Here is a 23,984-nt window from a genome sequence, read left to right as displayed (position 1 = left end):
AGCACGGTGCAACGCGCCGACGCGCCGCACCCTCGCCACGGCCGGCTCTTGCCTGCAACACGGCAACGTCGCCGCCACCACCACGTTGACAGTGTCAACTTTAGTCATGCATCATGGTTGACACCGTCTACAAGCTGCCTGTTGCCATGAAATCACCCGTGCTTTCCTTGTCTGCGTCGCCGCGCCTGCCGGGCTGGTGGCGAAGCTGGGCCGCCACGCGCGCATCGGACCCGGTGCGGGGAGATGCTGTCCGGAAGCGCCTTGGGGTGGCGATGCATGGCGGCGCCTGCGCCGCCTTGGCGGGGTCGCTGCTGTTGTCCGGTTGCGCTGGCGGGGCCCCCGTGCCGCCAGAACGTGGGCCGGGCACGTTGGTCACGCCGGCCTTCCGGCATGCCAGTGAGGCCTCGGCCGCCTTCGATGCCCGGTGGTGGGAGGTGTTCGACGACGCCACGCTGGCCGCGCTGGTGTCCGAGGCGCAGCACGGCAACCTGGACCTGCGCATCGCTGCCGAGCGGGTGCAGCAGGCGCGGGCGGGCAGCACGGCGGCGGCGTCGCGCCTGGCGCCCGGCGTGAGCCTCAACGCCAGTGCGTCAGACGAGCGCAGCGGGCTGCCGCAGGAGGTCAAGCGCGGCCAGCCCGACGTGCGTGCGCTGCGCGCGGGACTGGACCTGGGCTGGGAAGTCGACCTCTTCGGGGCCGCCCGCGCCGCGGCCGACGCGGCCGAGCTGGACGCCCAGGCTGCTGCCGAAGGCGCCGAGGGCGCCCGGCTGCTGGCTGCGGGCGAGGCGGCGCGCCTGTACCTCGTCTGGCAAGGTGCCCGCGCCCGGCTGGAGCGGTTGCAGGCGCTGCTGCAGACCCAGGCCGAGACCGAACGGCTCACCCGCAGCCGCGCCGCCGAAGGCGTGGCCAGCCGCTTTGACGTCGCCCGCGCCGCAGCCGAAACGCAGTCCCTCGCGGCACAGCTGCCGCCGCTGCGCACCCTGGTGGCCACGACCGGGCACCAGATCGCCGTGCTGCTGGGCCGCAATCCGGGCCGGCCGCTGGCGCTGCTGGATGGGGCCGGCCCGCCCGCACTGCCTGCGGTGCCGGCCCTGGCGCCGGGCCAACCCGTGCAACTGCTGGCGCGGCGCCCCGACCTGCGTGCCGCCGAGCGCCAGCTCGCGGCCGAGGGGGCGCGGCTGCGCGAAGCGCGGGCGGACCTGCTGCCCAAGCTCTTCCTCGGCGCCGTGCTGGGCCGCCAGGACCTGCGCATCAACGGCCTGGACCTGGCGCCCGTGGGCCTGCGTAGCGTGGCGCTGGCCTTCACGGCGCCGCTGTTCAACGCCGGGCGGCTTCGGGCGGCGCAGGAGCGGGCGTCGTCACGCGAGCGCGCGGCGGCGCTGGCCTATGAACGTGCCGCGCTGGCCGCGCTGCAGGAAGTGGAGAGCGCGCTGGTGGCGCTGGCGCAGGAGCGTGAACGGGCTGCGTTGCTCGATGCCCTGGTGCGCGAGCGCCGCGCCGCGCTGGACCATGCCCGGGCGCTGCGGCGCGAAGGGCAGATCGACCTGCTGCAGCTGCTGGACGTGCAGCGCGGCCTCATCGCCGCCGAGCTTGCGCATGTCGAGCACCGCACGCAGCTGGCACTCGACGCCGTGCAGCTGTACCGCGCCCTGGGCGGCGCCTGGCAGGTGGCCGACCCCGGCACGGCCGCCGCTTCCTCTGCAACTCCCAGCCTGTGACGACCATGAAGACCTTGATTGCGCACCCGCTGGCGACCGCCCTGGTGCTGCCCCTGCTGCTGTCCGCCTGCTCCCGGCCCGCCCCGCCTGTGCCCGTGGTGCCGGCCGTATACGTCACCCCGGTGAAGTACGCGGCAGTGGCCGCCGAGCGCCGCTTCAGCGCCACCCTGGCTGCACGGCATGAGAGCGACCTGGGCTTTCGCACCGGCGGCAAGCTCACCGCGCGGCTGGTGGAGGTGGGACAGGCCGTGCGGGCCGGCCAGCCGCTGGCGCGGCTCGATGCGGCCGACTACGAGCTGGGCGTCGAGGCTGCCGCGCAGCAGCTGCGTGCCGCCGAGGTGGATGCCGCGCAATCGGCCTCCGATGCCGCGCGCTTTGCCCGGCTGCTGGCCGACGGCGGCGTGGGCGCCGCCGACCAGGAACGGCTGCAGGCCAAGGCCGACGCGGCCGCGGCGCGCGCGGCGCAGGCGCGGCGCCAGCTGGACCTGGCCCGCAACCGCAGCGGCTACACGGTGCTGGCCGCGCCCTTCGACGGCGTCGTGACCGCCACGCGCGCGGAGGTGGGACAGGTGGTGTCCGAGGGCCAGCCGGTGTTCCAGCTGGCCCGCGACCGCGAGCTGGAAGTGGTGGTGGACGTGCCGGAGGCGCTGGCCGCTGGCCTGCGCGAGCGTGCCGCCACGGTGCGGTTGGCCGACGGCGCGGCCCGGCCGCTGCGCCTGCGCGAGCTGGCCCCCACGGCCGCTGCCGCCACGCGCAGCTTCCGCGCCCGCTATGCCCTCACGGCCCCGGCGCCCGCGGACTGGCGCATGGGCATGACGGCGGAGGTCGCACTGGCCGCGCCGCGCGGGGGGGCCGAGCCCGTGGCCGAGCTGCCTGTGGGCGCGCTGCTGAGCACGCAGGGCCAGGCCACGGTGTGGGTGGTGCAAGACCCGGCCGCCACGCCGGCCCGGCTCGCGCGCCGGCCCGTCACGGTGGTGGCGCAGGGCAACGACAGCGTGACGCTGCGCGGCCTGCCCGAAGGGGCGTGGGTGGTCAGCGCCGGCGCGCACCGGCTCGACGCCGGCATGGCCGTGCGCCCGGTCAAGCGCCCGCTGGATGCGGCGCTGCCCGGGCCGCAGCCGATCGGCGCCACCGCGCAGGTGACGCCATGAAGCGCTTCAACCTCTCCGCCTGGGCGGTGGCGCACCGCCCGCTGGTGCTGTTCCTGCTGCTGTCCACGCTGATCGCCGGTGCGTTTTCCTTCACGCGGCTGGGCCGGCTGGAAGACCCGGTGTTCGCGGTGCCGAGCATGACCGTGACCGTGGCCTGGCCCGGCGCGAGCGCGCAGCAGGTGCAGGACCAGGTGCTCAACCGCCTGGAGCGCGCGCTGCAGGAGCTCGAAGGCCTGGACCACGTGCGCAGCTTCGCGCGCCAAGGCTTTGGCGGCATCACGCTGTGGATGCAGGGCGGCACCCACCAGGCCGGCCTCGACGCCGCCTGGTACCAGGCCCGCAAGAAAGTGGGCGACATCCGCCACGAGCTGCCCGAGGGGGTGCGCGGGCCCTTCTTCAACGACGAATTCACCGACGTCTATGGGCTGCTCTACGCCCTGGCCGCGCCGGACCTGAGCGTGGCCGAGCAGCAGGCGCTGGCCGAGGAGGTCAAGCGCAGGCTGCAGGCCGTGCCCGGCGTGGTGAAGGTGGACGTGCTGGGCCGCCAGGCCGAGCAGGTGCATGTCGAGTTCTCCGGCCGCCGCCTGGCCGCCATGGGGTTGACGCCGCAGGCGCTCATGGACGCACTGGCGCGCCAGAGCGTGCTGCTGCCCGCAGGGGCGGTGGACGGCGCCGCGGATCGCGCCGTGGTGCGCGTCGGCGGCGCGCCGGGCGGCGCGGCGCAGGTCGCGGCGCTGCCGATTGCCGTGGGCGGGCGGCTGTTGCGCGTGGGCGACGTGGCCACGGTGCGCGCGGGGCTGGAGGACCCGCCCTCGTTCACCGTGCGCCGCAACGGCGAGCCCGTGCTGGCGCTGGGTCTGGTGCTCTCGCGCCAGGCTAACGTGGTGGACATGGGCCGCGCGCTGGACGCGGCGACGTCCGCGCTGGCGCCGTCCCTGCCGCTGGGCGTGACGCTGGAGAAGTACGCCGACCAGCCCCAGGTGGTGACGGACGCGGTGTGGGAGTTCGAGCGCGCGTTCCTGGAGGCGCTGGCCATCGTGCTGGCGGTGTGCTTCGTGGCGCTGGGCTGGCGCAGCGGCGTGGTGGTGGCCGCCTCGGTGCCGCTGGTGCTGGGCATCGTGGCCATCGTCATGCATGGGTGCGGCTGGCCCCTGGACCGCATTTCCCTGGGCGCGCTGATCATCGCCCTGGGCCTGCTGGTGGACGACGCCATCATTGCCGTGGAGATGATGGTGGTGAAGATCGAGGAAGGCTGGGACCGCGCCAGCGCCGCCGGCTTCGCCTGGACCTCCACCGCCTGGCCCATGCTCACCGGCACCCTGGTGACGGTGGCCGGTTTCATGCCGGTGGGTTTCGCGCACTCCATCTCCGGCCAGTACGCCGGCGGCATCTTCTGGGTGGTGGGCGTGGCGCTGCTGGCCTCGTGGGTGGTGGCCGTGCTGTTCACGCCCTACCTGGGCGTGAAGCTGCTGCCCGGCGTCATCAAGGCCAGGCACGCGGGCAGCGGGCACGAGGGGCCGTTCCATGCACGGCTGCGCCGCGGCGTGGAAGGCGCCGTGGCGCATCGCGGCTGGGTGCTGGGCGGCACGCTGGCGCTGTTCCTGGCCGCGGGTGCAGGCATGGGCCTGGTGCAGCAGCAGTTCTTCCCCACCGCCTCGCGCACCGAGCTGCTGGTGGACCTGCAGCTGCGCGATGGCGCCTCCTTCGCCGCCACGCAGGCGCAGGTCCGGCGCGTGGAGGCCCTGCTGAAGGCCGATGCCGACGTGCAGGGCTTCACCGCCTACACCGGCGCGGGCACGCCGCGCTTCTTCCTGAGCCTGTCGCCGGAGCTGCCCAACCCGGGCTACGCACAGCTCGTGGTGCAGACCGGCAGCATCGCGGCGCGCGAGGCCGTGCGCGAGCGGCTGCGCGCCGTCTTCGATGCGGGCGAAACCTTTCCCGACCTGCGTGGCCGCGTGCAGCGCCTGGAGTTCGGGCCACCGGTGGGCTACCCGGTGCAGTTCCGCGTGATCGGGCCCGACGTGGCCGAAGTGCGCCGCATCGCCGAGCGCGTGCGCGACCTGGTGCGGCAAAGCCCGCTGGTGCGCGACACGCACCTGGAGTGGAACGAGCAGGTGCGCAGCCTGCGCCTGGAGGTGGACCAGGACCGCGCCCAGCTGCTGGGCCTGAGCACGCAGGAGATCTCGGCCACGGTGCAGACGGCGCTCTCCGGCGCGCCGGTGGCGCAGCTGCGCCGCGGCGAGGAGCTCGTGGACGTGGTGGTGCGCGCCGTGCCCGGCGAGCGCCGCGTGCTGCAGCAGCTGCAGGACCTGCCCCTCTTCACCCGCACCGGCGAGAGCGTGCCGCTGTCGCAGGTGGCGCGGCTGGAGCCCGGCTGGGAAGAGCCCGTGCTGTGGCGCCGCAACCGCGACATGACGCTGTCCGTGCGCAGCGACCTGGCCGACGGCGTGCAGGGCCCCCATGCCACGCAGCAGATCTGGCCCACGCTGCGGACCGTGCTGGACGGCCTGCCGCCGGGCTACCGCATCGAGCAGGGCGGCGCGATCGAGGAAAGCAACAAGAGCAACCGTGCCTTGTTTGCCGTGTTCCCGGCCATGCTCGCGGTAACGCTGCTGGTCCTCATGCTGCAGCTGCAGAGCTTCAGCCGCGTGGCGCTGGTGCTCCTGACGGCGCCCCTGGGACTGATCGGCGTCGTGCCGGCGCTGCTGGCCTTCAATGCGCCCTTCGGCTTCGTGGCGTTGCTGGGCGTGATCGCGCTGGGCGGGATGATCATGCGCAACGCGGTGATCCTGGTGGACCAGATCGACCGCGACATCGCCAGCGGCAGCGCGCCGTGGGCAGCGATCGTCGAGGCCACGGTGCGCCGTGCCCGCCCGGTGGTGCTCACGGCGGCAGCGGCCATCCTGGCCATGATCCCCCTCACGCGCAGCATCTTCTGGGGACCGATGGCCATGTCGATCATGGGCGGGCTCGTCGTGGCCACGGCGCTGACGCTGATGGTCGTCCCGGCGCTGTATGCGGCCTGGTTTGGCGTACGGCGCGAGGCCGCAGGCCCAACCGGCACCCGTGGGCCCGCCATTGAGGCCACGCCGGCCTGACCGCCGGCGTGCCCGAAATGGGCGGGCCGCATGCGTCATGGCCAACCGTCTTCGATGCACGCGCAAATGGTTGGGCGAGCTCCCGAGGCTACGGGAAAGGCTCGTTGACCGGGCTGGCCCCTTCCCGCGGGCTGGGTCAGCCACGAGCGAGACGTGCGCCTGTCCTTCGTCCACGGCGGCGTACCCCCACGCCTGGTGCCCCGGGGTAGGCGCATCAATTGCCATGGGTGGCCCGCTGGTGTCGCGATCGGTCGGCACCGTGATCAGGAGCCTCGAAAGCCGTGCACATCGTCGGAATCGGCACTGCGACGCCCGCGGGTCGCTACACGAAGGCGGAGTGCCTGGCCGCCTTCCGGAGTTCAGCCTGGTTCGATCGCCTGGACGCTCGCGCCCACTTCGTCGCCACCACGGTGCTCCAGCGCGACAACGGCATCGACACGCGGCATCTGGCCGTCGATGCCCTCGACGAGGTCTTTGCCATCGATCCGGACACGCTGGCGAGCCGCTTCCTGGGCCACGCGCCGCAGTTGGCCGCGCAGGCGGCCGAGCGCGCGCTGGCCCAGGCCAGAGTGGAAGCCGCTCAGATCGATGCGCTGGTGGTCAGCACGTGCACCGGCTACCTGTGCCCGGGACTCTCCGGCTACGTGGCCGAGCGCATCGGCCTGCGCCACGACGTGCGGGCCTTCGATCTCGTCGGCCAGGGTTGCGCCGCGGCGCTGCCGAACCTGATGCTGGGCGAGGCCCTGCTGTCCTCGCCAGGCTGCGAGCACGTGCTCTCCGTCTGTGTCGAGGTCTGCAGTGCGGCGATGTACCTCGACAACGATCCGGGCGTGATGATCAGTGCCTGCCTGTTCGGCGACGGCGCCGGTGCGGCGGTGCTGTCGCGGCGCGCGTCGCAGCACGGGCGGCGCATCGCGTGGCGGGCCGGCGCCTCGTTGATGGAGCCGGCGCAGCGAGCCGCGCTGATGTTCGAGCAACGCGGCGGCATGCTGCGCAACATCCTGACGCGCGCCGTGCCGGCCCTCGCGGCAGAACATGCGCAGCGCGTGCTGCAGACGGTGCTCGAGCCGCGCGGCTTGCGCGCCGACAGCATCGGCACCTGGGTCATGCATGCCGGCGGGCGCGACGTGCTGCAGGCGCTGGAACAACGGCTCGAACTGCAGCCTGGCGACCTGCGCTACAGCGCCGCGATGCTGCGCGAGTACGGCAACCTGTCGAGCGCCTTCGTCTACTTCGTGCTCGAGGCGGCCCTGGCCGACGCGGCCGCCCCCGGCTGGTGGTGGCTGTCGTCGTTCGGCGCGGGATTCAGTTGCCACGGTGCGCTGCTGGAGGTCGGCTGACGATGCGCCGGGTGGTGGCTGCGGAAACCCTCGACCATCTGCCGGCCCACGATCCGGCGGCAATCCGGTCGCGCCGCGACCTGGTGCGGGTGCACCGGATGATGGGAACGCGTTCGATCGTGCGCAAAGGCTGGCAGGCGCTGGTGTCGCCGCAACGCGCCCGCGAGCCGCTGCGCATCCTGGAGCTGGGCGCGGGCGACGGCAGCCTGCTGCTCGGTGTCGCGCGCTCGCTGGCGCCGCGATGGCCGCGGGTTCGGCTGACCCTGCTGGACCGCCAGGACATCGTCAGCCCGGCGACGCTGGAAGGCTACGCGGCGCTGGGGTGGACGGCCCAGGTGCTGGCGACCGACGTGCTCGACTGGGCCGACGCGCATGACGAAGGCACGCAGGGCGGCGCCGCGCAGCGCTGGGACCTGATCAGCACCGCCTTGTTCCTGCACCACTTCGAGGCCGGTGCCCTGGAGCGGCTGCTGGCGGCGGTTGCCGCGCGCTGCGACCGCTTCTTCGCCTTCGAGCCGGATCGCGCCTGGCTGGCGCTCACGGGCAGCCATCTCGTGGGCCTGCTGGGCGCGAACGCGGTGACGCGTGAGGACGCGGTGCTGAGCGTGCATGCCGGCTTTCGGGACCGGGAACTCTCCGGGCACTGGCCGCGCGACGCTGCCCGCTGGCAGCTGCACGAAGCGCGTGCCGGGCTCTTCAGCCACTGCTTCAGCGCCTGGCGCATGCAGGAGGCCCGGTGAGCGAGGTCCCGCTGACGGCCTTCGACGCCGTCGTCGTCGGTGCCGGCCCGGCCGGGTCCGCCGCGGCCATCCAGTTGGCCCGAGCGGGATGGTCCGTGGCGCTGATCGAGCGGCAACGCTTCCCGCGGCGCAAGGTGTGCGGCGAGTGCATCGCGGCCAGCAACCTGCCGCTGCTGCATGCCCTGGGCATCGGTGCCGCCTTCGACGCGGCGGCGGGCCCCGCGCTGCAGCAGGTGAGGCTGCTGGCCGGTGACGACGCCATCGCGGCCGAGCTGCCGGCGGCGGCGCACGAGCGGCATCGGTGGGGCCGCGCGCTGGGTCGCGAGACGCTGGACGTGATGCTGCTGGAGCAGGCGCGGGCGGAGGGCGTCACCGTGCTCCAGCCCTGCGTCCTGCAGGCGATCCAGGGCACGCGCGGCCGCTGGCACTGTGACGTTCGCCCCCTCGGCTCCGTGGCGTCGCTGCGGCTGCGCTCGGCGCTCGTGATCGACGCCCATGGCTCGTGGGACGCGCTGCCCTTCGAGCGTCCAGGGCGCCGCGTAGGCCACGGTGCCTCGGACCTGTTCGCCTTCAAGGCCAACTTCAGCGGATCGTCGCTGCCCGCGGGCGACATTGCCGTGCTGGCCCTGGACGGCGGCTACGGCGGCATGGTCGTGGCCGACGCCGGCATGGCGACGCTCGCCTGCTGCATACGGCGTGACCGCCTGGCGCGCCTGCGCAGCGAGATGCCCGGCGTTCGCGCGGGCGATGTGGTCGAAGCGTTCCTGCGCCGCGCATGCGCCGGCGTGCGCCAGGCGCTGGACGGCGCGGCGCGCGAGGGCCCGTGGCTCGCGTCCGGCCCGCTGGCCACCGGGGTGCGGGTCGATGCATCGGACGGCATCTTCCGCATCGGCAACGCCGCCGGCGAGGCGCACCCGATCCTGGGCGAAGGTCTGAGCATGGCGCTGCAGTCCGCCGCGCTGCTGTGCTCGCACCTGCTGGGCGCGACGGCCTCGGTGCCCGATGCCGCGGCGCAGGCCGGGATGCAGCGCCGCTACGCGGCCGCGTGGCGCCAGGCCTTCGCGCCGCGACTGCGGCTGGCGGCCGTCTTCGCGCATCTGGCCATGCGCCCTGGCGGCACGGCGCTGCTGATGGCGCTGGCGCGCCGCTGGCCCGGCCTGCTGACCCAGGGCGCGCGCCTGGGCGGGAAAGTCCGCTTCGCCGCGCCCATCGCCCCGCCCGCGGCACCGCGCGCACCGGGCCGAGCCTCGGCGGGGGCCGCATCGCGCACTCCCTGAACCCTGAAGACAGGAGCCGACCATGTCCACGACCTTCGAACGCTTGAGCGCCATCCTGGCCAGGGACTACAAGCTGGCACCGGACCAACTCACCCTCGACGCGCCGCTCGAGGGGCTGGGCATCGACTCGCTGGGCACCATGGAACTGCTCTGGACCGTCGAGGAGAGCTTCGGCATCACCCTGCCGCCCGATCAGGTCGCCCTGCCCACGCTCGGCGACGTCGTCCGCTACATCGACGACCTCGTCGCGGCGCAGGCCGCGCAGGCTGCGGATGCGGCTCCGGGGCCGGCGGCGGCGCCCACCCTGGGCACGCCATGAGGCGCGTGGCCGTCAGCGCCGCGGGCGTGTGCTCGCCGCTGGGCAACAGCGTCGCCGAGGTCTGGTGCCGGGCCCGCGCGGGCCGCTCCGGCGTGCACCGCCTCGACATCCCGTTCGCGAGCCGGCTGGGCTCCCCGATTGCCGCGACGGTGCACCTCGACGCCGACGCCGCTAACGCCGCCGGCATCGACCCGCTCCAGGCGCGCATGCTCGATCGCTTCAGCCTGCTGGCCGTCCTGGCGGCGAAGCAGGCGGTGGCCGCGTCGCAGGGCGCGCTCGCCGGCGCGGCCGCCGAGCGTTGCGCGGTGTTCCTGGGCACCGGCGTGGGCGGCACGCTCTCGACGGACGACGCCTACCGGACGCTCTATGGCGAACGCTCCGATCGCATCAAGCCGTTCACCGTGCTGATGGGCATGCACAACGCTGCCGCGGCCTGGATCGGCATCGAGTTCGGACTGCAGGGCCCGAACATGACCTACTCGACCGCGTGCTCGTCGTCGGCCGTGGCGATCGGCGAGGCGTGGCTGCGGGTGGCCAGCGGCCAACTCGACGTCGTGATCGCAGGCGGCGCGGAAGCGCCGCTGTCCCCGGGTTCGCTCAAGGCGTGGGACGTGCTGCACACCTTGGCCAAGCCATGGCCCGACGATCCTTCGGCATCGTGCCGCCCGTTCTCGAAAGACCGCAGCGGCCTGGTGCTCGGTGAAGGCGCCGTGATGCTGGTGATCGAGCCCTGGGAGCGGGCCATGGCCCGCGGTGCCGACGTGCTGGGCGAGATCCTGGGCTACGGCCACACCAACGATGCGAGCCACATCACGCGGCCCGGCGCCGCGGGCCAGGCGGCCGCCATGCGCGCTGCGATGGCGGCGGCCGGGATCGATCCCTGCGAGGTGCAGGCCATCAACGCCCATGGCACCGCGACCCAGGCCAACGACCCGACGGAAACGCAGGCCATCCGCGCGGTGTTCGGCGAGCGTGCCGAACGCATCCCGGTCAGTGCCACCAAGGCCATGCACGGCCACCTGCTGGGCGCCGCGGGCGCCCTTGAATGCCTGCTCGCGCTGCTGGCGATGCGGCACGCGACCGCGCTGCCGACGATGCACCTGGGCCAGGCCGACCCGGAGTGCGACCTCGACTACGTGCCCAACGCGGCACGCGAAGGCGTCGCTGCAGGCGTGATGCTGTCCAACTCCTTCGCTTTCGGCGGGTCCAACGCCGTGCTCGCGTTGGGCGCCGCGAAGTGACCGCGAGGTGGGCCGTCCCGGTTCTCCGGACGGCTCTGTCAGCCCCGTAGCTTCCGCTCAGTCCGGATCGGGCTGGCGAACTCCAGCGTCGCGTGTCGGCGATGGCATCTTCATTGGCGGCGGCGCCGACGCAGAAGCCATCGAGCCTGCCATTGGCTGCGGCGGCCGGAACGCTTCCCGCACGCGGCTGCGCCCGATCCTGGATCCCTGGCCAGCAGTTCATGCCAGACCGCCGTTGCGTCGGAGCAGCCCTGGGCCGCACGCGCCTGCAAGTACGGCTTCATCGCATCCGGTTGGCCTGGCAGCACGGCACGGGGCAAGCGCTCGGGAACGACGGTGCGTTGGCGAAGTGGCGCACCGTGTGTCTGTCCAGACCCTGCCGTCATGCAGCGCAGCGCAGTGAAGGCGTGAAACGTTCCCTGTGCCAGGAAGCCGCTGCCGGAGCTCTTCGGACGGAGAGGCGCCGCTCCTTGCCGATCACGACGTTGACGCGGATCAAACGCCGCGCTTGAACGCCTGGAACACCCCCTTTGCATTCGAGCCCAATCCCGTACTGGCGGCTGGCAGCGCCGCGGCCGGATAAGGAGTTGACGAGGTGAAGGAGGCCATGGAAGCGATGCACACGTCCAGCGTCTTGCACGAAGGCCGGACTGCGGCCGGGGCGGGCACACCGGCGGCCAATGGTGGTGCCCCGGTCTGGCATGCCATGGACGCCGACGCCGTGCTCAGTGCCCTGAAGGCCGAAGCGCACGGCCTCGACCAGGCCGAGGCCGCACGCCGCCTGGCGGTGCAGGGCCCGAACTGCCTGCCCGAGGCGCGGCCGCCGGGCGTGGCACGGCGCCTGGCGCGACAGTTCAACAACCTGCTGCTGCAGGTGCTCATGGCCTCGGCCGCGATCACGGCGCTGATCGGACACTGGGTGGACGCGGCCGTCATTGCCGCCGTGGTCGTGCTCAACGCCGTCATCGGCTTCGTGCAGGAAGGCCGCGCCGAGAAGGCGCTGCAGGCCATCCGCCACCTGTTGGCGCCGCGCGCGGTGGCGCTGCGCGACGGCCGCCAGCACGAGCTCGCCGCGGCCGATCTCGTGCCGGGCGACGTCGTGCTGCTGGCCTCCGGCGACAGCCTGCCTGCCGACGTGCGGCTGCTGCAGGCGCATGGCTGCCGCGTGGACGAGTCGGCGCTCACCGGCGAATCCGTGCCGGTGGACAAGCATCCCGCCGCGGTGCCGGGCGGCGCGGCCATCGGCGACCGCACGTGCATGGGCTACGCCGGCACGCTGGTGACGCAGGGGCAGGCGCGCGCGGTGGTGGTGGCCACCGGTGCCGACACCGAGGTCGGCCGCATCGGCCGCATGCTGGCCGCCGTGGAGCCAGGCACGACGCCCCTGCTGCAGAAGATGGGCGCCTTCAGCCGGCAACTCACGCTGGTCATCCTGGGCGTGGCCCTGCTGCTGTTCGGCTTCGGCACGCTGGTGCGCGGCATGGCGGCCGGCGACGCCTTCATGGCCGCCGTCAGCCTGGCCGTGGCGGCGATTCCCGAGGGGCTGCCGGCGATCCTGACCATCACGCTGGCCATCGGCGTGCAGCGCATGGCACGCCGCCACGCCGTGATCCGGCGCCTGCCCGCGGTGGAGGCGCTGGGCTCGGTGACGGTGATCTGCTCCGACAAGACCGGCACGCTCACGCGCAACGAGATGACGGTGCAGCAGGTGATCTGCGCCGGCCAGGCGCTGGCCGTGGAGGGCGCGGGCTACGCGCCACAGGGCGCCATCACGCTGGAGGGCGTGCCGCTGGCGCCGGCCGGGCTGTCCGAGCGCGCGCCGGCGGCGGCCCGGCTGGCGCTGGCCGCGGCGCTGTGCAACGACGCCGCCGTGCACGAGAGCGACGGCCGCTGGAGCGTGGCGGGCGACCCGACCGAGGGCGCGCTGCTGACGCTGGCGCTCAAGGCCGGGCTCAACCCGGCCGAGCTGCGCGTGGAGCGCCCGCGGCTGGCGGTCATTCCCTTCGAGTCCGAGCACCGCTACATGGCGACGCTGCATGCCAGCGTCGGCGCCGCGGCGGCCGAGGTCTTCGTCAAGGGCGCGCCCGAGCGCGTGCTGGCGATGTGCGCCACGCAGCTGGACGCGCAGGGTCGGGAGCAGCCGCTGCATTCCTCCTGGTGGCAGGCGCGCATCGACGAGCAGGCCCGTGCCGGGCGGCGCGTGCTGGCCGTGGCGTGCCGCGCCGACGTGCAGCCGCCGGACACGCTGGCGCATGCCGACGTCGCGGCGGGGCTGACCCTGCTGGGCCTGGTCGGCATCATCGACCCGCCGCGCGAGGAGGCGCGGCGCGCGGTGGCGCGTTGCGCCGAGGCCGGCATCCGCGTCGTGATGATCACCGGCGACCATGGCGTGACGGCCGGCGCGATCGCCGCGCAGCTGGGGCTGGGCGACGCCCTGCCGACCCTCACCGGAGCGGACATCGAAGCCCTGGACGACGCGGCGCTGCGCCAGGTGGTGGCCACGACCCGCGTCTTCGCGCGCGCCAGCCCCGAGCACAAGCTGCGCCTGGTGCGCGCGCTGCAGGCCCGCGGGGAGGTCGTGGCCATGACCGGTGACGGCGTCAACGACGCGCCCGCGCTCAAGCAGGCCGACGTGGGCGTGGCCATGGGCATGAAGGGCACCGAGGCGGCCAAGCAGGCCGGCGCCATGGTGCTGGCCGACGACAACTTCGCCTCCATCGCGCACGCGGTGGAGGAGGGACGCACCGTCTACGACAACCTGAAGAAGACGGTGACCTTCCTGCTGCCGATCAACGGCGGCGAGTCGCTGACGCTGCTGCTGGCGGTGCTGCTGGGCGTGGCGCTGCCGATCCTGCCGGCGCAGGTGCTGTGGGTGAACATGGTCAGCTCGGTGGCGCTGGCCATGGTGCTGGCCTTCGAGCCGACCGAGGCCGACGTGATGCGCCGCCCGCCGCGCCCGGCGTCCGAGCCGCTGCTGTCGCGCTTCCTGGTGTGGCGCGTGGTGCTGGTGTCCACGCTGTTCCTGGCCGGCGTGTTCGGCATGTACGAGTGGATGCTGCGGCAAGGCGCCGGCGTCGATGCCGCGCGCACCGCGGCGGTCAACACGCTGGTGTGCATGGAGGTGTTCTACCTGTTCAGCGTGCGCTACCTGAAGGCGCCGTCCTTCACGCTCCAGGGCGTGCGCGGCACGCCGCGGGTGCTGGCGGCGGTGGCCGGCGTCTTCGTGCTGCAGCTGTTGTTCACCTATGCGCCCTTCATGCAGGCGCTGTTCCAGACCGAGACGCTGCCGCTGGCGCTGGGCCTGCGCATCGCGGCCGTGGGCGTGGCGCTGCTGCTGGTGCTGGAGCTGGAAAAGGCGCTGCTGCGCCGGCTGGGCCTGCTTGCCTGACGAGCTGCAGCTGCTCCCGTCGCTGGCGCAGCAGCCGCAGCGGGCGTGTCATGCCCGCCCCGGTGAAACCGGCTGCGGGGCGCCCGTGGCCGTTGCTCACGCGACCACCGGCACGAACGCGTAGACGGCGGCCACGATGGCGGCCAGCGCCAGCCACTCCACCACGGCGCGGGCGCGTTCCCGCTTCACGCGACGCACCCGCCCGGCCATCAGCGCCAGCGTGGCCGCGACAGCGCTTCCTGGCTGGGCACGGCGTCGTGGGGGCCTGGCCATGGGGCTCATCGCGAGGCCGGGGCTTCGGCGCCCGCCTGCGCGGTGCAGGCCGCCGGCAGCGGCCGCGCCTGGCCGATCGTCCGCAGCTCCCGCTCCAGGCTGGCCGCGCTCGGCTTCTCGACGAACACGCACTGCTTGCCATGGCGCTTGCAGTGGTCCTTGACGCGCCAGTAGGCATCGTGGCTGATGCAGCCGGTCTGGCAGATCACCAGGTCGGCCGCGGCCAGGTTGACGTCGAGCTGCGCGGGGCTGTCCTCCTCGCCGCCGTCGTGATGCAGGAAGCGCCCGCCGGTTCGCTCGATGAGCTTGCGGTAGACCGGCACGCTGGCCGAGCGTCCGCCCACGCACAGCACGGCCTTGTCGCGCAGCGGGGTGGCGGGCTCGACGGGGGCTTCGGCCGCGGGGTTCGCGCGTACGCCCGCGGCGGGCGCGGCCTGCGCGAGGCGCTGCTCCTGCAGCTCGCAGCGCCGCTGCAGATCGGCGGCGCGCTGCTGCCAGTGCCGGGCCTGGCGCTCCAGCTCCTGGATCCGCGCCAGCTGGGCCGTGATCTGATGCGCCTGCTCCAGCCGTGCCTTGAGTCCCGGCACCGCGTCCTCGAGCGCCTTGAGCTGCTCGCACAGGCTGGCGACGAGGGTGTCGCGCCCCAGCAGCTCGGCGCGCAACCGCACCAGCTCGGCACCCTGGCGCTCGATGCAGGCGGTCTTCTCCCTCAGCGCCTGCGCGCAGCGCTCCTGGAGCAGGGCGGACTCGCGCTGCAGCGCGGCGTGCTGCTCCTGCAGCTCGGCGTGGCGCTTCAGGTCCACGCGCTGCGCGGCCCCCACCTGGTGCTGCAGCATGTGCACGTCGGCCAGGACGCCTTCCGCGCAAGGCGTGTCGCAGCGCGGATGGGTCAGCACCGCCCACAGCGCGCCGGGGAGCTGGTCACCCGCGCGGCGCTGCAGCGCCCACCACTGCGCCAGCGCCTGCGTGCTCTTGCAGGCCGCGGCCTGGCGCACGGACAGCGCGTAGCGCGACTCCAGCTCCTTGTGCAGCCGCTCGGCCACCGGCGTGCGCTGCTTGCACTCGTTGATGGTGCAGCAGTGCAGCTCGTAGTCGCTCGCGGGCGCCGGCGCGCGCAGCACCTTCTCCACCAGGCCGCGCAGCGTCTCGATCGGCAGGCACACGCCGATGACGGGGCAGAAGGCCATGGAGTCGAGCTCCCACAGCCGCCGGCGGCGCGACCCCGGGAGGCCGGAGACGTTCAAGGCACCCGCCGGCCTGGGCAGCAAGCTGTCCGCTGTCTTCAGTTCCCTCTCGCACATGCCCGTGTCGTCCTTGGCGAAATCCCGTCCCCTGCCATCGGCGCGGTCACGCCGGCAGCCCTTTGCATCGCAGTCTAGTGAGAAGCATTCTCATTCGCAAGAGTTGCGGCCGCAGTGATGAACAAGAATCATTCCTGTCTAGAATGAAGGCCCTGTCGGGTCGAGTGCATACCCCTGCCATGCGGGCACGGGGCGCCCCGATCCGCTGCAGGCAGCACTTGGAAGGTGACCCATGAGCAAGCAAGCGCCATCGCAGGCGGAGTTGGAAGATCTCAGGAACAGTGGCCTCAAGGCCACGCTGCCGCGCATGCGGGTGCTCGACGTCTTCAAGCACGCCGACGCCCGCCATCTCAGCGCGGAAGACGTGTACCGGGAGCTGCTCAACGCCGGCTCCGACATCGGCCTGGCCACCGTGTACCGCGTGCTGATGCAGTTCGAGCAGGCGGGGCTGCTCGCACGCAGCAACTTCGACGGCGGCAAGTCCGTGTTCGAGCTGCGGCAGGACGCCCATCACGATCACCTGGTGTGCATGCGTTGCGGCCGCGTGGAGGAGTTCCATGACGCCGCGATCGAGGACCGCCAGCGCGCCGTGGCCGAGGCCATGGGCTTCGAGTTGCGCGAGCACGCATTGACGCTGTACGGCCTGTGCTCCGCCCCCACGTGCGGCGGCTCGCAAGCGCCTGGCCAGCACTGACGTGAGCGCGCCGGTGGAAGCGGCAGCGGCAGGGCCTGCGCGTTGGGGCGCATCCGGCGGGCGCAAGGCGCCCGCCGGCGAAACGCAGGAGCCGGCGCGCCTGACGCTGCGGATCTCCGCTGACAAGGCGCGCCAGCTGCGCGAGGTGGCGCGCGAGCGCGGCATGAGCGTCAACGGATTGCTCGACGAGATGGCGACGCTGGCGGTGTTCGAGTTCGAGCTGATGCGGGCCGCGCGCTGCGCCTGACGAGGCGCCCGCCGAGGGCGCCTTGCCGCCGCCGGCCGCGCTGCACGCCGGCACGCCCGGCCCGCGGACATCAATCTCTCCACCAAGGCCATGGCTCAACAATGAGAACCGTTCTCAAATGAGATATAGTCTCATTCGTATTCGCGTTGGCTTGCTGGTGCCTGGATGACGTGGCGGCCTGCCGGGTTCACCCGTGCAGGCCGCTCGCCCGTCCCGGGGGCCGATGCGGCGCGCCCACCCCGTTCCGACATCCAGACCGAAGAAGTTGATGAAGCAGCATTTCCTGATGACCGCCTGCGCCCTCGCAGCCTCCATCGCGCTGGGCGACCGGGCCCAGGCCCAGCAGGTCCAGCCCCAGGTCCAGGCCCAGGAAGAGGAGGCCACGCTGGGGGCGATCGTCGTCAGCGGCAAGCGCGCGGCGCGCGTCTCCAAGGGCGCCACCGGCTTGCCGATGGAGATCAAGGAGACGCCGCAGAGCATCAGCACCATCGAGCGGCAGGAGCTGACCGACTACGGCCTGACCGGCAGCAACGAGGCGCTGGGGCTGGCCACCGGCATCAACGTCGAGCAGTACGAGACCAACCGCGCCACCTTCAACGCGCGCGGCTTCGAGATCCAGCTGACGCAGGTCGATGGCCTGGGCATGACCAACTCCTGGGGCACCGTCGTCGGCCGCGAGGACACCTTCCTGTTCGAGCGCATCGAGGTGATCCGCGGCGCCAACGGCCTGCTTACCGGCGTGGGCAACTCGTCGGGCACCATCAACTACGTGCGCAAGCGCCCGACCAACAAGGACGGCGGCGTCGTCGGCCTGTCCGGCGGCTCCTGGGGCCTCAAGCGCGCCACGCTGGACTACAACAGGATCCTGACCGAGGACGGCGCCTGGGCCGGCCGGCTGGTCGTGGCGCACGAGGACAGGAACTCGTACGTGCGCGACCTGAAGAACCAGCGCACGTCGATCTATGGCGTGATCGACGGCCAGATCGGCAGCAACGGCGTGCTGACCCTGGGCGTCACCGCCGTGGACGCGAAGCAGGATGCGCCGATGTGGGGCTCGCTGACGCTGCGCCGCTCCGACGGCACGCAGGCCGATTTCGACGTCGGCTCCTCCACCTCCGCGAAGTGGGCCTACTGGGACACGAAGTCGCACAGCGCCTTTGCCGAGTACACGCACCGGCTGGGTGCCGGCTGGGAGGCCAAGGCGACCTACAACTACCGCCACGCCAACGAGGCGACGCGCCTGCTCTACGCCTACTCGCCCAGCGGGGTGCTGAACCCGGACAACACCGGCCTGGTCGGCTGGCCCTACCGCAGCCTGGGCAGCACGGACAACCACCTGCTCGACCTCAACCTCACCGGCCAGTTCTCCGCCTTCGGCCGCGAGCACAGCCTGCTCGTGGGCCTGAGCCAGTCGCGCCAGGAGACCTCGACCGACACCTACGCCGCGCAGACCCACATGTTCGATCCGCTGCCGGCCTTCCCGTACGGCGGCGATGCCTATGCGGAGCCCCAATGGGGGCCGCGCCGGCACGACCGCGACGGCGAGCAGACGCTCACGCGCCTGTACGCGGCCTCGCACCTGGCGCTGACCGACTCGCTCAAGGGCGTGCTGGGCGTGAACGCCGTGCGGCTGGAGCGCAGCGGCGCCGCGGTGTACGGCAACGCGGCCACCAACACGAACTACCCGGACACCAGCAAGGTCAGCCCCTACGTCGGCGTCACCTACGACTTCACGCCGGAGGTCCTGGGCTACGCGTCGTACTCGAACATCTTCCAGAACCAGGACCAGACGGACCGCAACGGCGAGTACCTGGCGCCGGTGAAGGGCGTCAATGCCGAAGTCGGCGTGAAGGCGGAGTGGCTCAAGCGCTCGCTGCTGACCACGTTCGCGCTGTTCACCGCCAGGCAGGAAGGCCTGGCCACCTACGGCGGCGTCATCTCCGGCGGCAGCCTCAACGGCCAGTACTGGTACGAGCCCAAGGACGTGAAGTCAAAGGGTTTCGAGATCGAGGCCACCGGCCGCCTGAGCCAGGACGCCAGGGTGACGCTGGGCTACACCCGGCTGCTGCTGACCGGCCCGGACGGCAACGACATCTACGAGTGGGTGCCGCGCAACACGCTCAACTTCCGCTTCGACAGCCGCGTGCCCGGGCTGCCGGCCCTGCGCCTGGGCGCGGGCGGCAAGTGGCAGTCGGAGGTCTACAAGGCCGGCGCCGCCCGGCAGGGCGGCTACCTGGTGGCCAACGCCTTCGCCGCCTACGAGCTGAGCCCGGCCGCGACGCTGCGGCTCAACGTCAACAACGTGTTCGACAAGAAGTACATCGGCAGCCTGGCCTATGGCGCCCTCTACGGCGCGCCGCGTAGCGCCATGCTGTCTCTCGACTACAAGCTCTGACGCCGTGGCTGCGACCCCCTCCGCCGCCGCCGGCCGCGGCCTGCGCCTGGCGTCCCGCGTCGCCGCCGGGCTGCTGGGCGGCTACGCCTTCTGCTGGAGCTTCACCGCGCTGGGCATCACCGCCCTGGTGGCCCTGGGCGTGGACTTCCACGAGGCCGAGACGGCGCTGCTGCTGCTGGCCTTCGTGCTGTTCCTGCTGCTGTTCCTCTGGGCCTTCAGCGCCCGCAGCGTCGCCCGTGCCTGGACGCTGCTCGGCGCCGGCGCCGTGCTGATGAGCGCCGCGGCCTGGGGGCTGCAGCGATTCCTGCTGTCCTGACGGAGGCCCGAGACGATGTTTGCCAACTTCCGGCAGGCCATGGCCTGGCTGCACACCTGGTTCGGTCTGGCGCTGGGCTTCGTGCTGATGGTGTGCTTCTTCTTCGGGTCGCTGTCGGTGTTCGACCGCGAGATCGACCGCTGGGCGATTCCCGAGACGCGCTTCGAACCGCAGCCCATGCCGTCCTTCGACCGCATGCTGCTGCCCCTGCTGCGCCAGGTCGAGCCGCAGGAGGCGGACTACGCGGCCAACATGCCCGCGCTGCACGATGCCGCCCAGGGCCCGATGACGCCGCGGCGGGAGCTGCCGGCCGACGAGTTCTGGGCCTACACCACGCACCGCGACCCGGTGCTCATCATGGGCGTGGGCTTTGGCGTGCCGCACCCCAGGGACCCGGACGCGCACAACCACATCCACGGCAACGTCACCATCGACCCGCGCAGCGGCACGCCGGTGCGCGACGACGCGCTCAAGATCGGCAGCGGCTGGTTCTACCCGATGCACTACGGGCTGAACTGGACCTGGAAGAACCTGGGCACCTGGATCGTCGGCCTGGCCGGCTTCGCCATGCTGGTGGCGCTGGTCAGCGGCGTGGTCATGCACCGCAAGATCTTCCGCGAGTTCTTCACCTTCCGCCCCTGGAAGCGCACGCAGCGCAGTGCGCTGGACCTGCACAACCTCACCGGCGTGGTGGCGCTGCCGTTCCACTTCTTCTTTGCCTTCACCGGGCTGCTGATCTTCGCGGGCACGGTCTACTTCCCGGTCAGCCACACGCAGCTCAAGCCGCTGCACGACCGGCACGAGGCGCTCGAAGCCCGGGCCACCGGGCTGCCGCACGAGCGCTCGGGCCAGCCCGCGCCGCTGGCCTCGGTGGACGCGATGGTGGCCGAGGCCAAGCGCCGCTGGGCCGCGCGCGACATGGCCGGCGAGGTGGGCTACCTGGTGGTGCACCACGTGGGCGACGCCAACAGCTACGTGAGCATCTACCGCGCCGGCAGCGACCGCGTGGCGCTGGTGGGCGAGGGCATCCACTTCAAGGCCAGCACCGGCGCGGTGCTGCGCGAGGACCCGCCGCGCACGGCGGTGTCGGAAGTCAACGAGTTCCTCACCGGGCTGCACCTGCAGCACTTCGAGCACTGGCTGCTGCGCTGGCTCTACGTCCTCGGCGGCCTGCTGGGCTGTGCCTGCATCGCCACGGGCTTCGTCTTCTTCGTCGAGAAGCGCAAGCAGCAGCATGCCGCGGCCGGTAGCCCGGGCAGCCGCGTGGTCGATGCGCTGGCGGTGACGACGGTCACCGGCATGGTGGTGGCGGCCCTGGGCATGCTGGTGGCCAACCGGCTGCTGCCGGCCGACCTCGCGGGCAAGGGCGACTGGGAGAAGCTGGCCTTCTGGAGCGCCTGGGGGCTGGCGCTGGCGCACGCCCTCTGGCGCGGCGCCCCGGTGGCCCGGGCGCGCATGAACCCGGCATGGCGCGAGCAGTGCTGGACGATCGCGGTGCTGGCCGTGGCGGCCGTCGTCCTCAACGCGGTCACCACCGGCGATCACCTGCTCAAGACCCTGTTCACCCACCCTGATCGGGCCGTGGCGGGCCTGGACCTGAGCCTGCTGGCCGGTGCGGCGCTGGCAGTCCGGGCCGCGCGCCGGCTGGCGCTGCGCGAGCACGCCGGCTTGCGCCCTAAGGCGGCCCGGCCCTCAGCGAAGGTGGCGCATGGCTGAGTCGTCGTGGCTGATGGTGGCGGCCGGGCTGAGCCTGGCCGGCATGGCCTGGCTGGCACTGGGCATGGACGTGCACTGGAGCCAGGTGATGCACCGCCCCGCCGACGAGGCCGTGCGCACGCGCCGCGCGCTGCGTGCGCTGGGCGCGGCCGCCTTGCTGCTGTCGCTGCTGGCCTGCCTGCGGGCCGACCGGCCCTCGATGGCGGTGCTGGTGTGGGTGATGCTGCTGGCCGGCAGTGCCGTGGCGGTGGCCCTGGCCCTCGCGCGCCGGCCCGCACTGCTGGCGCTGGCGTGGCCGCCGGGCCGGCAGCGCGGAGCCGTTGCCGGGCCGCACGGCTGAACCGCCCGGCGTCGGCTTTCGCGCCGTCATGGAATATGTTCGCGGCGGAAAATCAGCGGCAACGCGGGAACGCCGTGCGGCACGCATCGCCCGAAAACTGGAATCGCAGGCCGAGTGAACCGGTGCCAGGCAAGGCCGCGCGCGGGTGCAGGGCTTCAAATGCGGCAAACCGCTCGCTGACAGCGAGGAGGAATACAAATGGGCCAGACCGTCATTCCCCAGCTGCGCATGACCGTGGCGGAGCGCAGCCTGCCTTTCTACGTGGAAATCCTGGGTTTCACCGTGGACTGGAAGCACCAATTCGAGCCCGGGTTTCCCTTGTTCGTACAACTCACGCGCGATGGGCAAACCATTTTCCTGACCGAGCATGCCGGCGACTGCCAGGTCGGTGGCGCCGTGTATTTCGTCATCAACGACGTTGACGCCTATTACCGGGACCTGCTGGCGCGAGGCTGCCGGTCGGCAACGAATCCCGAGAATACTTCCTGGGGCACGCGGGAATTCGTGGTGACCGATCCGGATGGCAATCGCCTCAGGTGGGCAAGTCAATCACAGAGCCAGGCTTGAAAATACGCCTGGCTTTGTCGGAGCCTGGAAAAGGATATTGAAAAAGGGGTCCATTCGATCGGCGCATCGTTGACGCTGATCGGGGCATGCCGGGCCTGGCATGACACCCGGCGTGGAGTCGCCCATCCATGCCGACTTCGCGCTCATCGAGGCGGAGCAGGGCGGCCGTTGGCCCGGGCCCGATGCGCCCACCGGGCCTGCGCTTGGCGCCGTCATGTTCGATGGAATCGACAGTAGCAACTCAAAAGTCTCAATCTTTGGGTTGATGCAGGTCAACACAATGGCGTCATGCCGTTGAGAAGCGGCATCCAAAAATCGTTCGAAACCATCGAAGGAAAGGACCGCCATGATCACGCTGCGCAAGTCTTCGGACCGGGGCCACGCCAACCACGGCTGGCTCGACAGCCGCCACAGCTTCTCCTTTGCCGACTACTACGACCCGGCGCACATGGGCTTCGGCAACCTGCGCGTCATCAACGAGGACCGGGTCGCCGCGGGCAGCGGCTTCGGCACGCACGGGCACCGCGACATGGAGATCGTCAGCTACGTGCTCGACGGCGAGCTCGCGCACAAGGACAGCATGGGCAACGGCGACGCGGGCGGCGCCAGCGGCGTGATCCGTCCCGGCGACGTGCAGCGCATGAGCGCGGGCTCGGGCGTGCTGCACAGCGAGTTCAACCATGCCAAGGACCGCGCGACGCACTTCCTGCAGATCTGGATCCTGCCGCGCCAGCGCGGCATCGCGCCGGGCTACGAGCAGAAGCACTTCGATCCGGCGCAGCGCCGCGGCCGGCTCGTGGCAGTCGTTTCCGGCCATGGAACCGACGGCGCGCTGTTGATGAACGCTGACGCCGAGATCGAAGCCGGCCTGTTCGATGGCGAGGAAAGCGCCACGAAGACGCTGGACCCGGCACGCCTGGCCTACGTGCACGTGGCCCGCGGCGAGATCGAGGTAAACGGCCAGCGCCTGGCCGCCGGCGACGCCGCGCTGCTCGACGGCGAGGCGCAACTGGAGCTGCGCAACGGCCGCGGCGCGGAAGTGCTGGTGTTCGACCTCGCCCGCTGATCCGCCCCTCGTATTCCGGTCACCACCCCTGTTCAAGGAGATCCGACATGAATGCCTCGCTCAACCAGTTCCTCGTCCTTGCCGGCCGCGTGCTGCTGGCGCTGATCTTCGTCACCTCGGGCTTCGCCAAGCTGGGGAACCTCTCCGGCACGGCTGGCTACATCGCCAGTGCGGGGCTGCCCCTGGCCGGCGTGCTGGCGCTCGGCGCCGGTCTGCTGGAGCTGGTGGGCGGCCTGGCGCTGGCGGTGGGCCTGCGGGCGCGCTGGGCGGCACTGGCGCTGGGCCTGTTCACGCTGGCCGCGGGCGTGCTGTTCCATGCCTACTGGGCCGCGCCGGCCGACCAGGCCCACGTGCAGCAGATCATGTTCATGAAGAACCTGGCCATCGCGGGCGGCCTGTTCCTGACCGCGGCGCACGGCGCCGGCGCGCTGAGCCTGGATGAGCGCCTGTCACGCGGCGTCCGCCTGGCTCGCGCCTGAACTGCCGAGTGGCCTTCGCCGCCGCAGCCGCGCACCTCGGGCTGCGCGGCTGCGGGAGCCGCCACCAGGCGTTCCGACGCGGGCGCCCGCGTGCTGCCACGGTTGGCAGTCCTGGCAGTCCAGGGTGGAAGGTGGCATGACGCACCAACGCCCGGGCTTCCCTGGCGCCGCCGGGCCGAGGCGCTTTCGCGGGGCTGGCCCGCATCTTGTTAAGTCGGGGACATGACCGGTTGCGCGGGAGACGGCTCATGCCAAGGGCCTTATCGCCTGCCGCGCAGCTGCCCGCATCCCGCACCGTGCCGCGCCTGCCCCCGAGGA

The 23,984-nt window shown here is 72.2% G+C and carries 21 protein-coding genes; 18 read left to right on the top strand and 3 right to left on the bottom strand.

The features are described 5' to 3' along the window. Positions 1-113: 113 nt before the first annotated feature. From FJ694_RS18650 to FJ694_RS18610, 9 genes are all read left to right on the top strand, one after another. Complete coding sequence (locus tag FJ694_RS18650) at positions 114-1,718, top strand: efflux transporter outer membrane subunit (RefSeq protein ID WP_310735053.1); 1,605 nt, start codon at positions 114-116, stop codon at positions 1,716-1,718. 5 nt (positions 1,719-1,723) lie between these two features. Then, complete coding sequence (locus FJ694_RS18645) at positions 1,724-2,869, top strand: efflux RND transporter periplasmic adaptor subunit (protein ID WP_157268797.1); 1,146 nt, start codon at positions 1,724-1,726, stop codon at positions 2,867-2,869. Further along, complete coding sequence (locus FJ694_RS18640; RefSeq protein WP_157268795.1) at positions 2,866-5,967, top strand: efflux RND transporter permease subunit; 3,102 nt, start codon at positions 2,866-2,868, stop codon at positions 5,965-5,967. Before FJ694_RS18645 ends, FJ694_RS18640 begins: the two co-directional genes overlap by 4 nt. A gap of 281 nt (positions 5,968-6,248) precedes the next feature. Beyond that, a complete protein-coding gene (locus FJ694_RS18635; RefSeq protein ID WP_157268793.1) occupies positions 6,249-7,307 on the top strand; it encodes a 3-oxoacyl-[acyl-carrier-protein] synthase III C-terminal domain-containing protein in 1,059 nt (352 codons plus the stop codon). Positions 7,308-7,408: 101 nt separating this feature from the next. Continuing rightward, positions 7,409-8,047 carry a class I SAM-dependent methyltransferase gene (locus tag FJ694_RS18630; RefSeq protein ID WP_232540109.1) on the top strand — a complete coding sequence of 213 codons (639 nt, stop codon included), beginning with the start codon at positions 7,409-7,411 and terminating at the stop codon, positions 8,045-8,047. Then, entirely contained in the window at positions 8,044-9,324 is a 1,281-nt protein-coding gene (locus FJ694_RS18625; protein ID WP_232540108.1) for an NAD(P)/FAD-dependent oxidoreductase, read from the top strand. Before FJ694_RS18630 ends, FJ694_RS18625 begins: the two co-directional genes overlap by 4 nt. Before the next feature lie 22 nt (positions 9,325-9,346). Beyond that, the gene (locus FJ694_RS18620) at positions 9,347-9,643 is read left to right on the top strand and encodes an acyl carrier protein (protein WP_157268789.1); all 297 of its coding nucleotides are present in this window, start codon (positions 9,347-9,349) and stop codon (positions 9,641-9,643) included. Then, positions 9,640-10,884, top strand: a complete 1,245-nt coding sequence (locus FJ694_RS18615) for a beta-ketoacyl-[acyl-carrier-protein] synthase family protein (protein ID WP_157268787.1) — start codon at positions 9,640-9,642, stop codon at positions 10,882-10,884. Before FJ694_RS18620 ends, FJ694_RS18615 begins: the two co-directional genes overlap by 4 nt. A gap of 706 nt (positions 10,885-11,590) precedes the next feature. Next, positions 11,591-14,272: an HAD-IC family P-type ATPase gene (locus FJ694_RS18610; RefSeq protein ID WP_157268785.1), complete on the top strand. Its 2,682-nt coding sequence runs from the start codon at positions 11,591-11,593 to the stop codon at positions 14,270-14,272. 96 nt (positions 14,273-14,368) lie between these two features. Here the strand turns inward: FJ694_RS18610 and FJ694_RS18605 are convergent, their stop codons facing one another. Beyond that, positions 14,369-14,545 carry a hypothetical protein gene (locus tag FJ694_RS18605; RefSeq protein ID WP_157268783.1) on the bottom strand — a complete coding sequence of 59 codons (177 nt, stop codon included), beginning with the start codon at positions 14,543-14,545 and terminating at the stop codon, positions 14,369-14,371. A gap of 5 nt (positions 14,546-14,550) precedes the next feature. After that, positions 14,551-15,789, bottom strand: a complete 1,239-nt coding sequence (locus FJ694_RS18600) for a DUF2325 domain-containing protein (protein ID WP_232540107.1) — start codon at positions 15,787-15,789, stop codon at positions 14,551-14,553. Positions 15,790-16,078: 289 nt separating this feature from the next. Here FJ694_RS18600 and fur point away from each other — a divergent pair, with 289 nt between their 5' ends. The 7 genes from fur to FJ694_RS18565 all read left to right on the top strand — a co-directional run bounded on the left by fur (position 16,079) and on the right by FJ694_RS18565 (position 22,121). Continuing rightward, positions 16,079-16,540: a ferric iron uptake transcriptional regulator gene (gene fur / locus FJ694_RS18595; RefSeq protein WP_157268779.1), complete on the top strand. Its 462-nt coding sequence runs from the start codon at positions 16,079-16,081 to the stop codon at positions 16,538-16,540. A 1-nt stretch (position 16,541) separates the two neighbouring features. Continuing rightward, positions 16,542-16,787, top strand: coding sequence for a hypothetical protein (locus FJ694_RS18590; protein WP_157268777.1), 246 nt, complete (start codon positions 16,542-16,544; stop codon positions 16,785-16,787). A 268-nt stretch (positions 16,788-17,055) separates the two neighbouring features. After that, complete coding sequence (locus FJ694_RS18585) at positions 17,056-19,182, top strand: TonB-dependent siderophore receptor (protein WP_157268775.1); 2,127 nt, start codon at positions 17,056-17,058, stop codon at positions 19,180-19,182. A gap of 4 nt (positions 19,183-19,186) precedes the next feature. Then, entirely contained in the window at positions 19,187-19,498 is a 312-nt protein-coding gene (locus tag FJ694_RS18580; protein ID WP_232540106.1) for an iron uptake protein, read from the top strand. Between the two features lie 15 nt (positions 19,499-19,513). Further along, a complete protein-coding gene (locus FJ694_RS18575; RefSeq protein ID WP_157268773.1) occupies positions 19,514-21,214 on the top strand; it encodes a PepSY-associated TM helix domain-containing protein in 1,701 nt (566 codons plus the stop codon). Next, positions 21,207-21,554, top strand: coding sequence for a DUF3325 family protein (locus tag FJ694_RS18570; RefSeq protein ID WP_157268771.1), 348 nt, complete (start codon positions 21,207-21,209; stop codon positions 21,552-21,554). The genes FJ694_RS18575 and FJ694_RS18570 overlap by 8 nt, the downstream gene beginning before the upstream one ends. A gap of 198 nt (positions 21,555-21,752) precedes the next feature. Beyond that, a complete protein-coding gene (locus FJ694_RS18565) occupies positions 21,753-22,121 on the top strand; it encodes a bleomycin resistance protein (protein WP_157268769.1) in 369 nt (122 codons plus the stop codon). Here the strand turns inward: FJ694_RS18565 and FJ694_RS18560 are convergent. Beyond that, a complete protein-coding gene (locus FJ694_RS18560) occupies positions 22,104-22,469 on the bottom strand; it encodes a hypothetical protein (protein ID WP_157268767.1) in 366 nt (121 codons plus the stop codon). The two genes, FJ694_RS18565 and FJ694_RS18560, sit on opposite strands and share 18 nt — an antisense overlap. Here FJ694_RS18560 and FJ694_RS18555 point away from each other — a divergent pair. Next, positions 22,468-23,187 carry a pirin family protein gene (locus FJ694_RS18555; RefSeq protein ID WP_157268765.1) on the top strand — a complete coding sequence of 240 codons (720 nt, stop codon included), beginning with the start codon at positions 22,468-22,470 and terminating at the stop codon, positions 23,185-23,187. The genes FJ694_RS18560 and FJ694_RS18555 overlap by 2 nt on opposite strands. 47 nt (positions 23,188-23,234) lie before the next feature. Continuing rightward, positions 23,235-23,666 carry a DoxX family protein gene (locus FJ694_RS18550; protein WP_157268764.1) on the top strand — a complete coding sequence of 144 codons (432 nt, stop codon included), beginning with the start codon at positions 23,235-23,237 and terminating at the stop codon, positions 23,664-23,666. Positions 23,667-23,984 lie beyond the last annotated feature (318 nt).

The organism is Azohydromonas aeria (assembly GCF_009760915.1).
GTDB lineage: Bacteria > Pseudomonadota > Gammaproteobacteria > Burkholderiales > Burkholderiaceae_C > Azohydromonas > Azohydromonas aeria.
This window is presented reverse-complemented; position numbering and strand designations above follow the sequence as displayed.

Excerpts from the sequence above, each read along its gene's own strand:
- FJ694_RS18645 (WP_157268797.1), top strand. The coding sequence starts at position 1,724 with ATGAAGACCTTGATTGCGCACCCGCTGGCGACCGCCCTGGTGCTGCCC.
- FJ694_RS18575 (WP_157268773.1), top strand. The coding sequence starts at position 19,514 with ATGTTTGCCAACTTCCGGCAGGCCATGGCCTGGCTGCACACCTGGTTC.
- FJ694_RS18620 (WP_157268789.1), top strand. The coding sequence starts at position 9,347 with ATGTCCACGACCTTCGAACGCTTGAGCGCCATCCTGGCCAGGGACTAC.
- FJ694_RS18560 (WP_157268767.1), bottom strand. The coding sequence starts at position 22,469 with ATGGCGGTCCTTTCCTTCGATGGTTTCGAACGATTTTTGGATGCCGCT.
- FJ694_RS18565 (WP_157268769.1), top strand. The coding sequence starts at position 21,753 with ATGGGCCAGACCGTCATTCCCCAGCTGCGCATGACCGTGGCGGAGCGC.
- FJ694_RS18605 (WP_157268783.1), bottom strand. The coding sequence starts at position 14,545 with ATGGCCAGGCCCCCACGACGCCGTGCCCAGCCAGGAAGCGCTGTCGCG.
- FJ694_RS18570 (WP_157268771.1), top strand. The coding sequence starts at position 21,207 with ATGGCTGAGTCGTCGTGGCTGATGGTGGCGGCCGGGCTGAGCCTGGCC.
- FJ694_RS18585 (WP_157268775.1), top strand. The coding sequence starts at position 17,056 with ATGAAGCAGCATTTCCTGATGACCGCCTGCGCCCTCGCAGCCTCCATC.
- FJ694_RS18550 (WP_157268764.1), top strand. The coding sequence starts at position 23,235 with ATGAATGCCTCGCTCAACCAGTTCCTCGTCCTTGCCGGCCGCGTGCTG.
- FJ694_RS18640 (WP_157268795.1), top strand. The coding sequence starts at position 2,866 with ATGAAGCGCTTCAACCTCTCCGCCTGGGCGGTGGCGCACCGCCCGCTG.
- fur (WP_157268779.1), top strand. The coding sequence starts at position 16,079 with ATGAGCAAGCAAGCGCCATCGCAGGCGGAGTTGGAAGATCTCAGGAAC.
- FJ694_RS18610 (WP_157268785.1), top strand. The coding sequence starts at position 11,591 with ATGGACGCCGACGCCGTGCTCAGTGCCCTGAAGGCCGAAGCGCACGGC.
- FJ694_RS18630 (WP_232540109.1), top strand. The coding sequence starts at position 7,409 with ATGGGAACGCGTTCGATCGTGCGCAAAGGCTGGCAGGCGCTGGTGTCG.
- FJ694_RS18615 (WP_157268787.1), top strand. The coding sequence starts at position 9,640 with ATGAGGCGCGTGGCCGTCAGCGCCGCGGGCGTGTGCTCGCCGCTGGGC.
- FJ694_RS18555 (WP_157268765.1), top strand. The coding sequence starts at position 22,468 with ATGATCACGCTGCGCAAGTCTTCGGACCGGGGCCACGCCAACCACGGC.
- FJ694_RS18650 (WP_310735053.1), top strand. The coding sequence starts at position 114 with ATGGTTGACACCGTCTACAAGCTGCCTGTTGCCATGAAATCACCCGTG.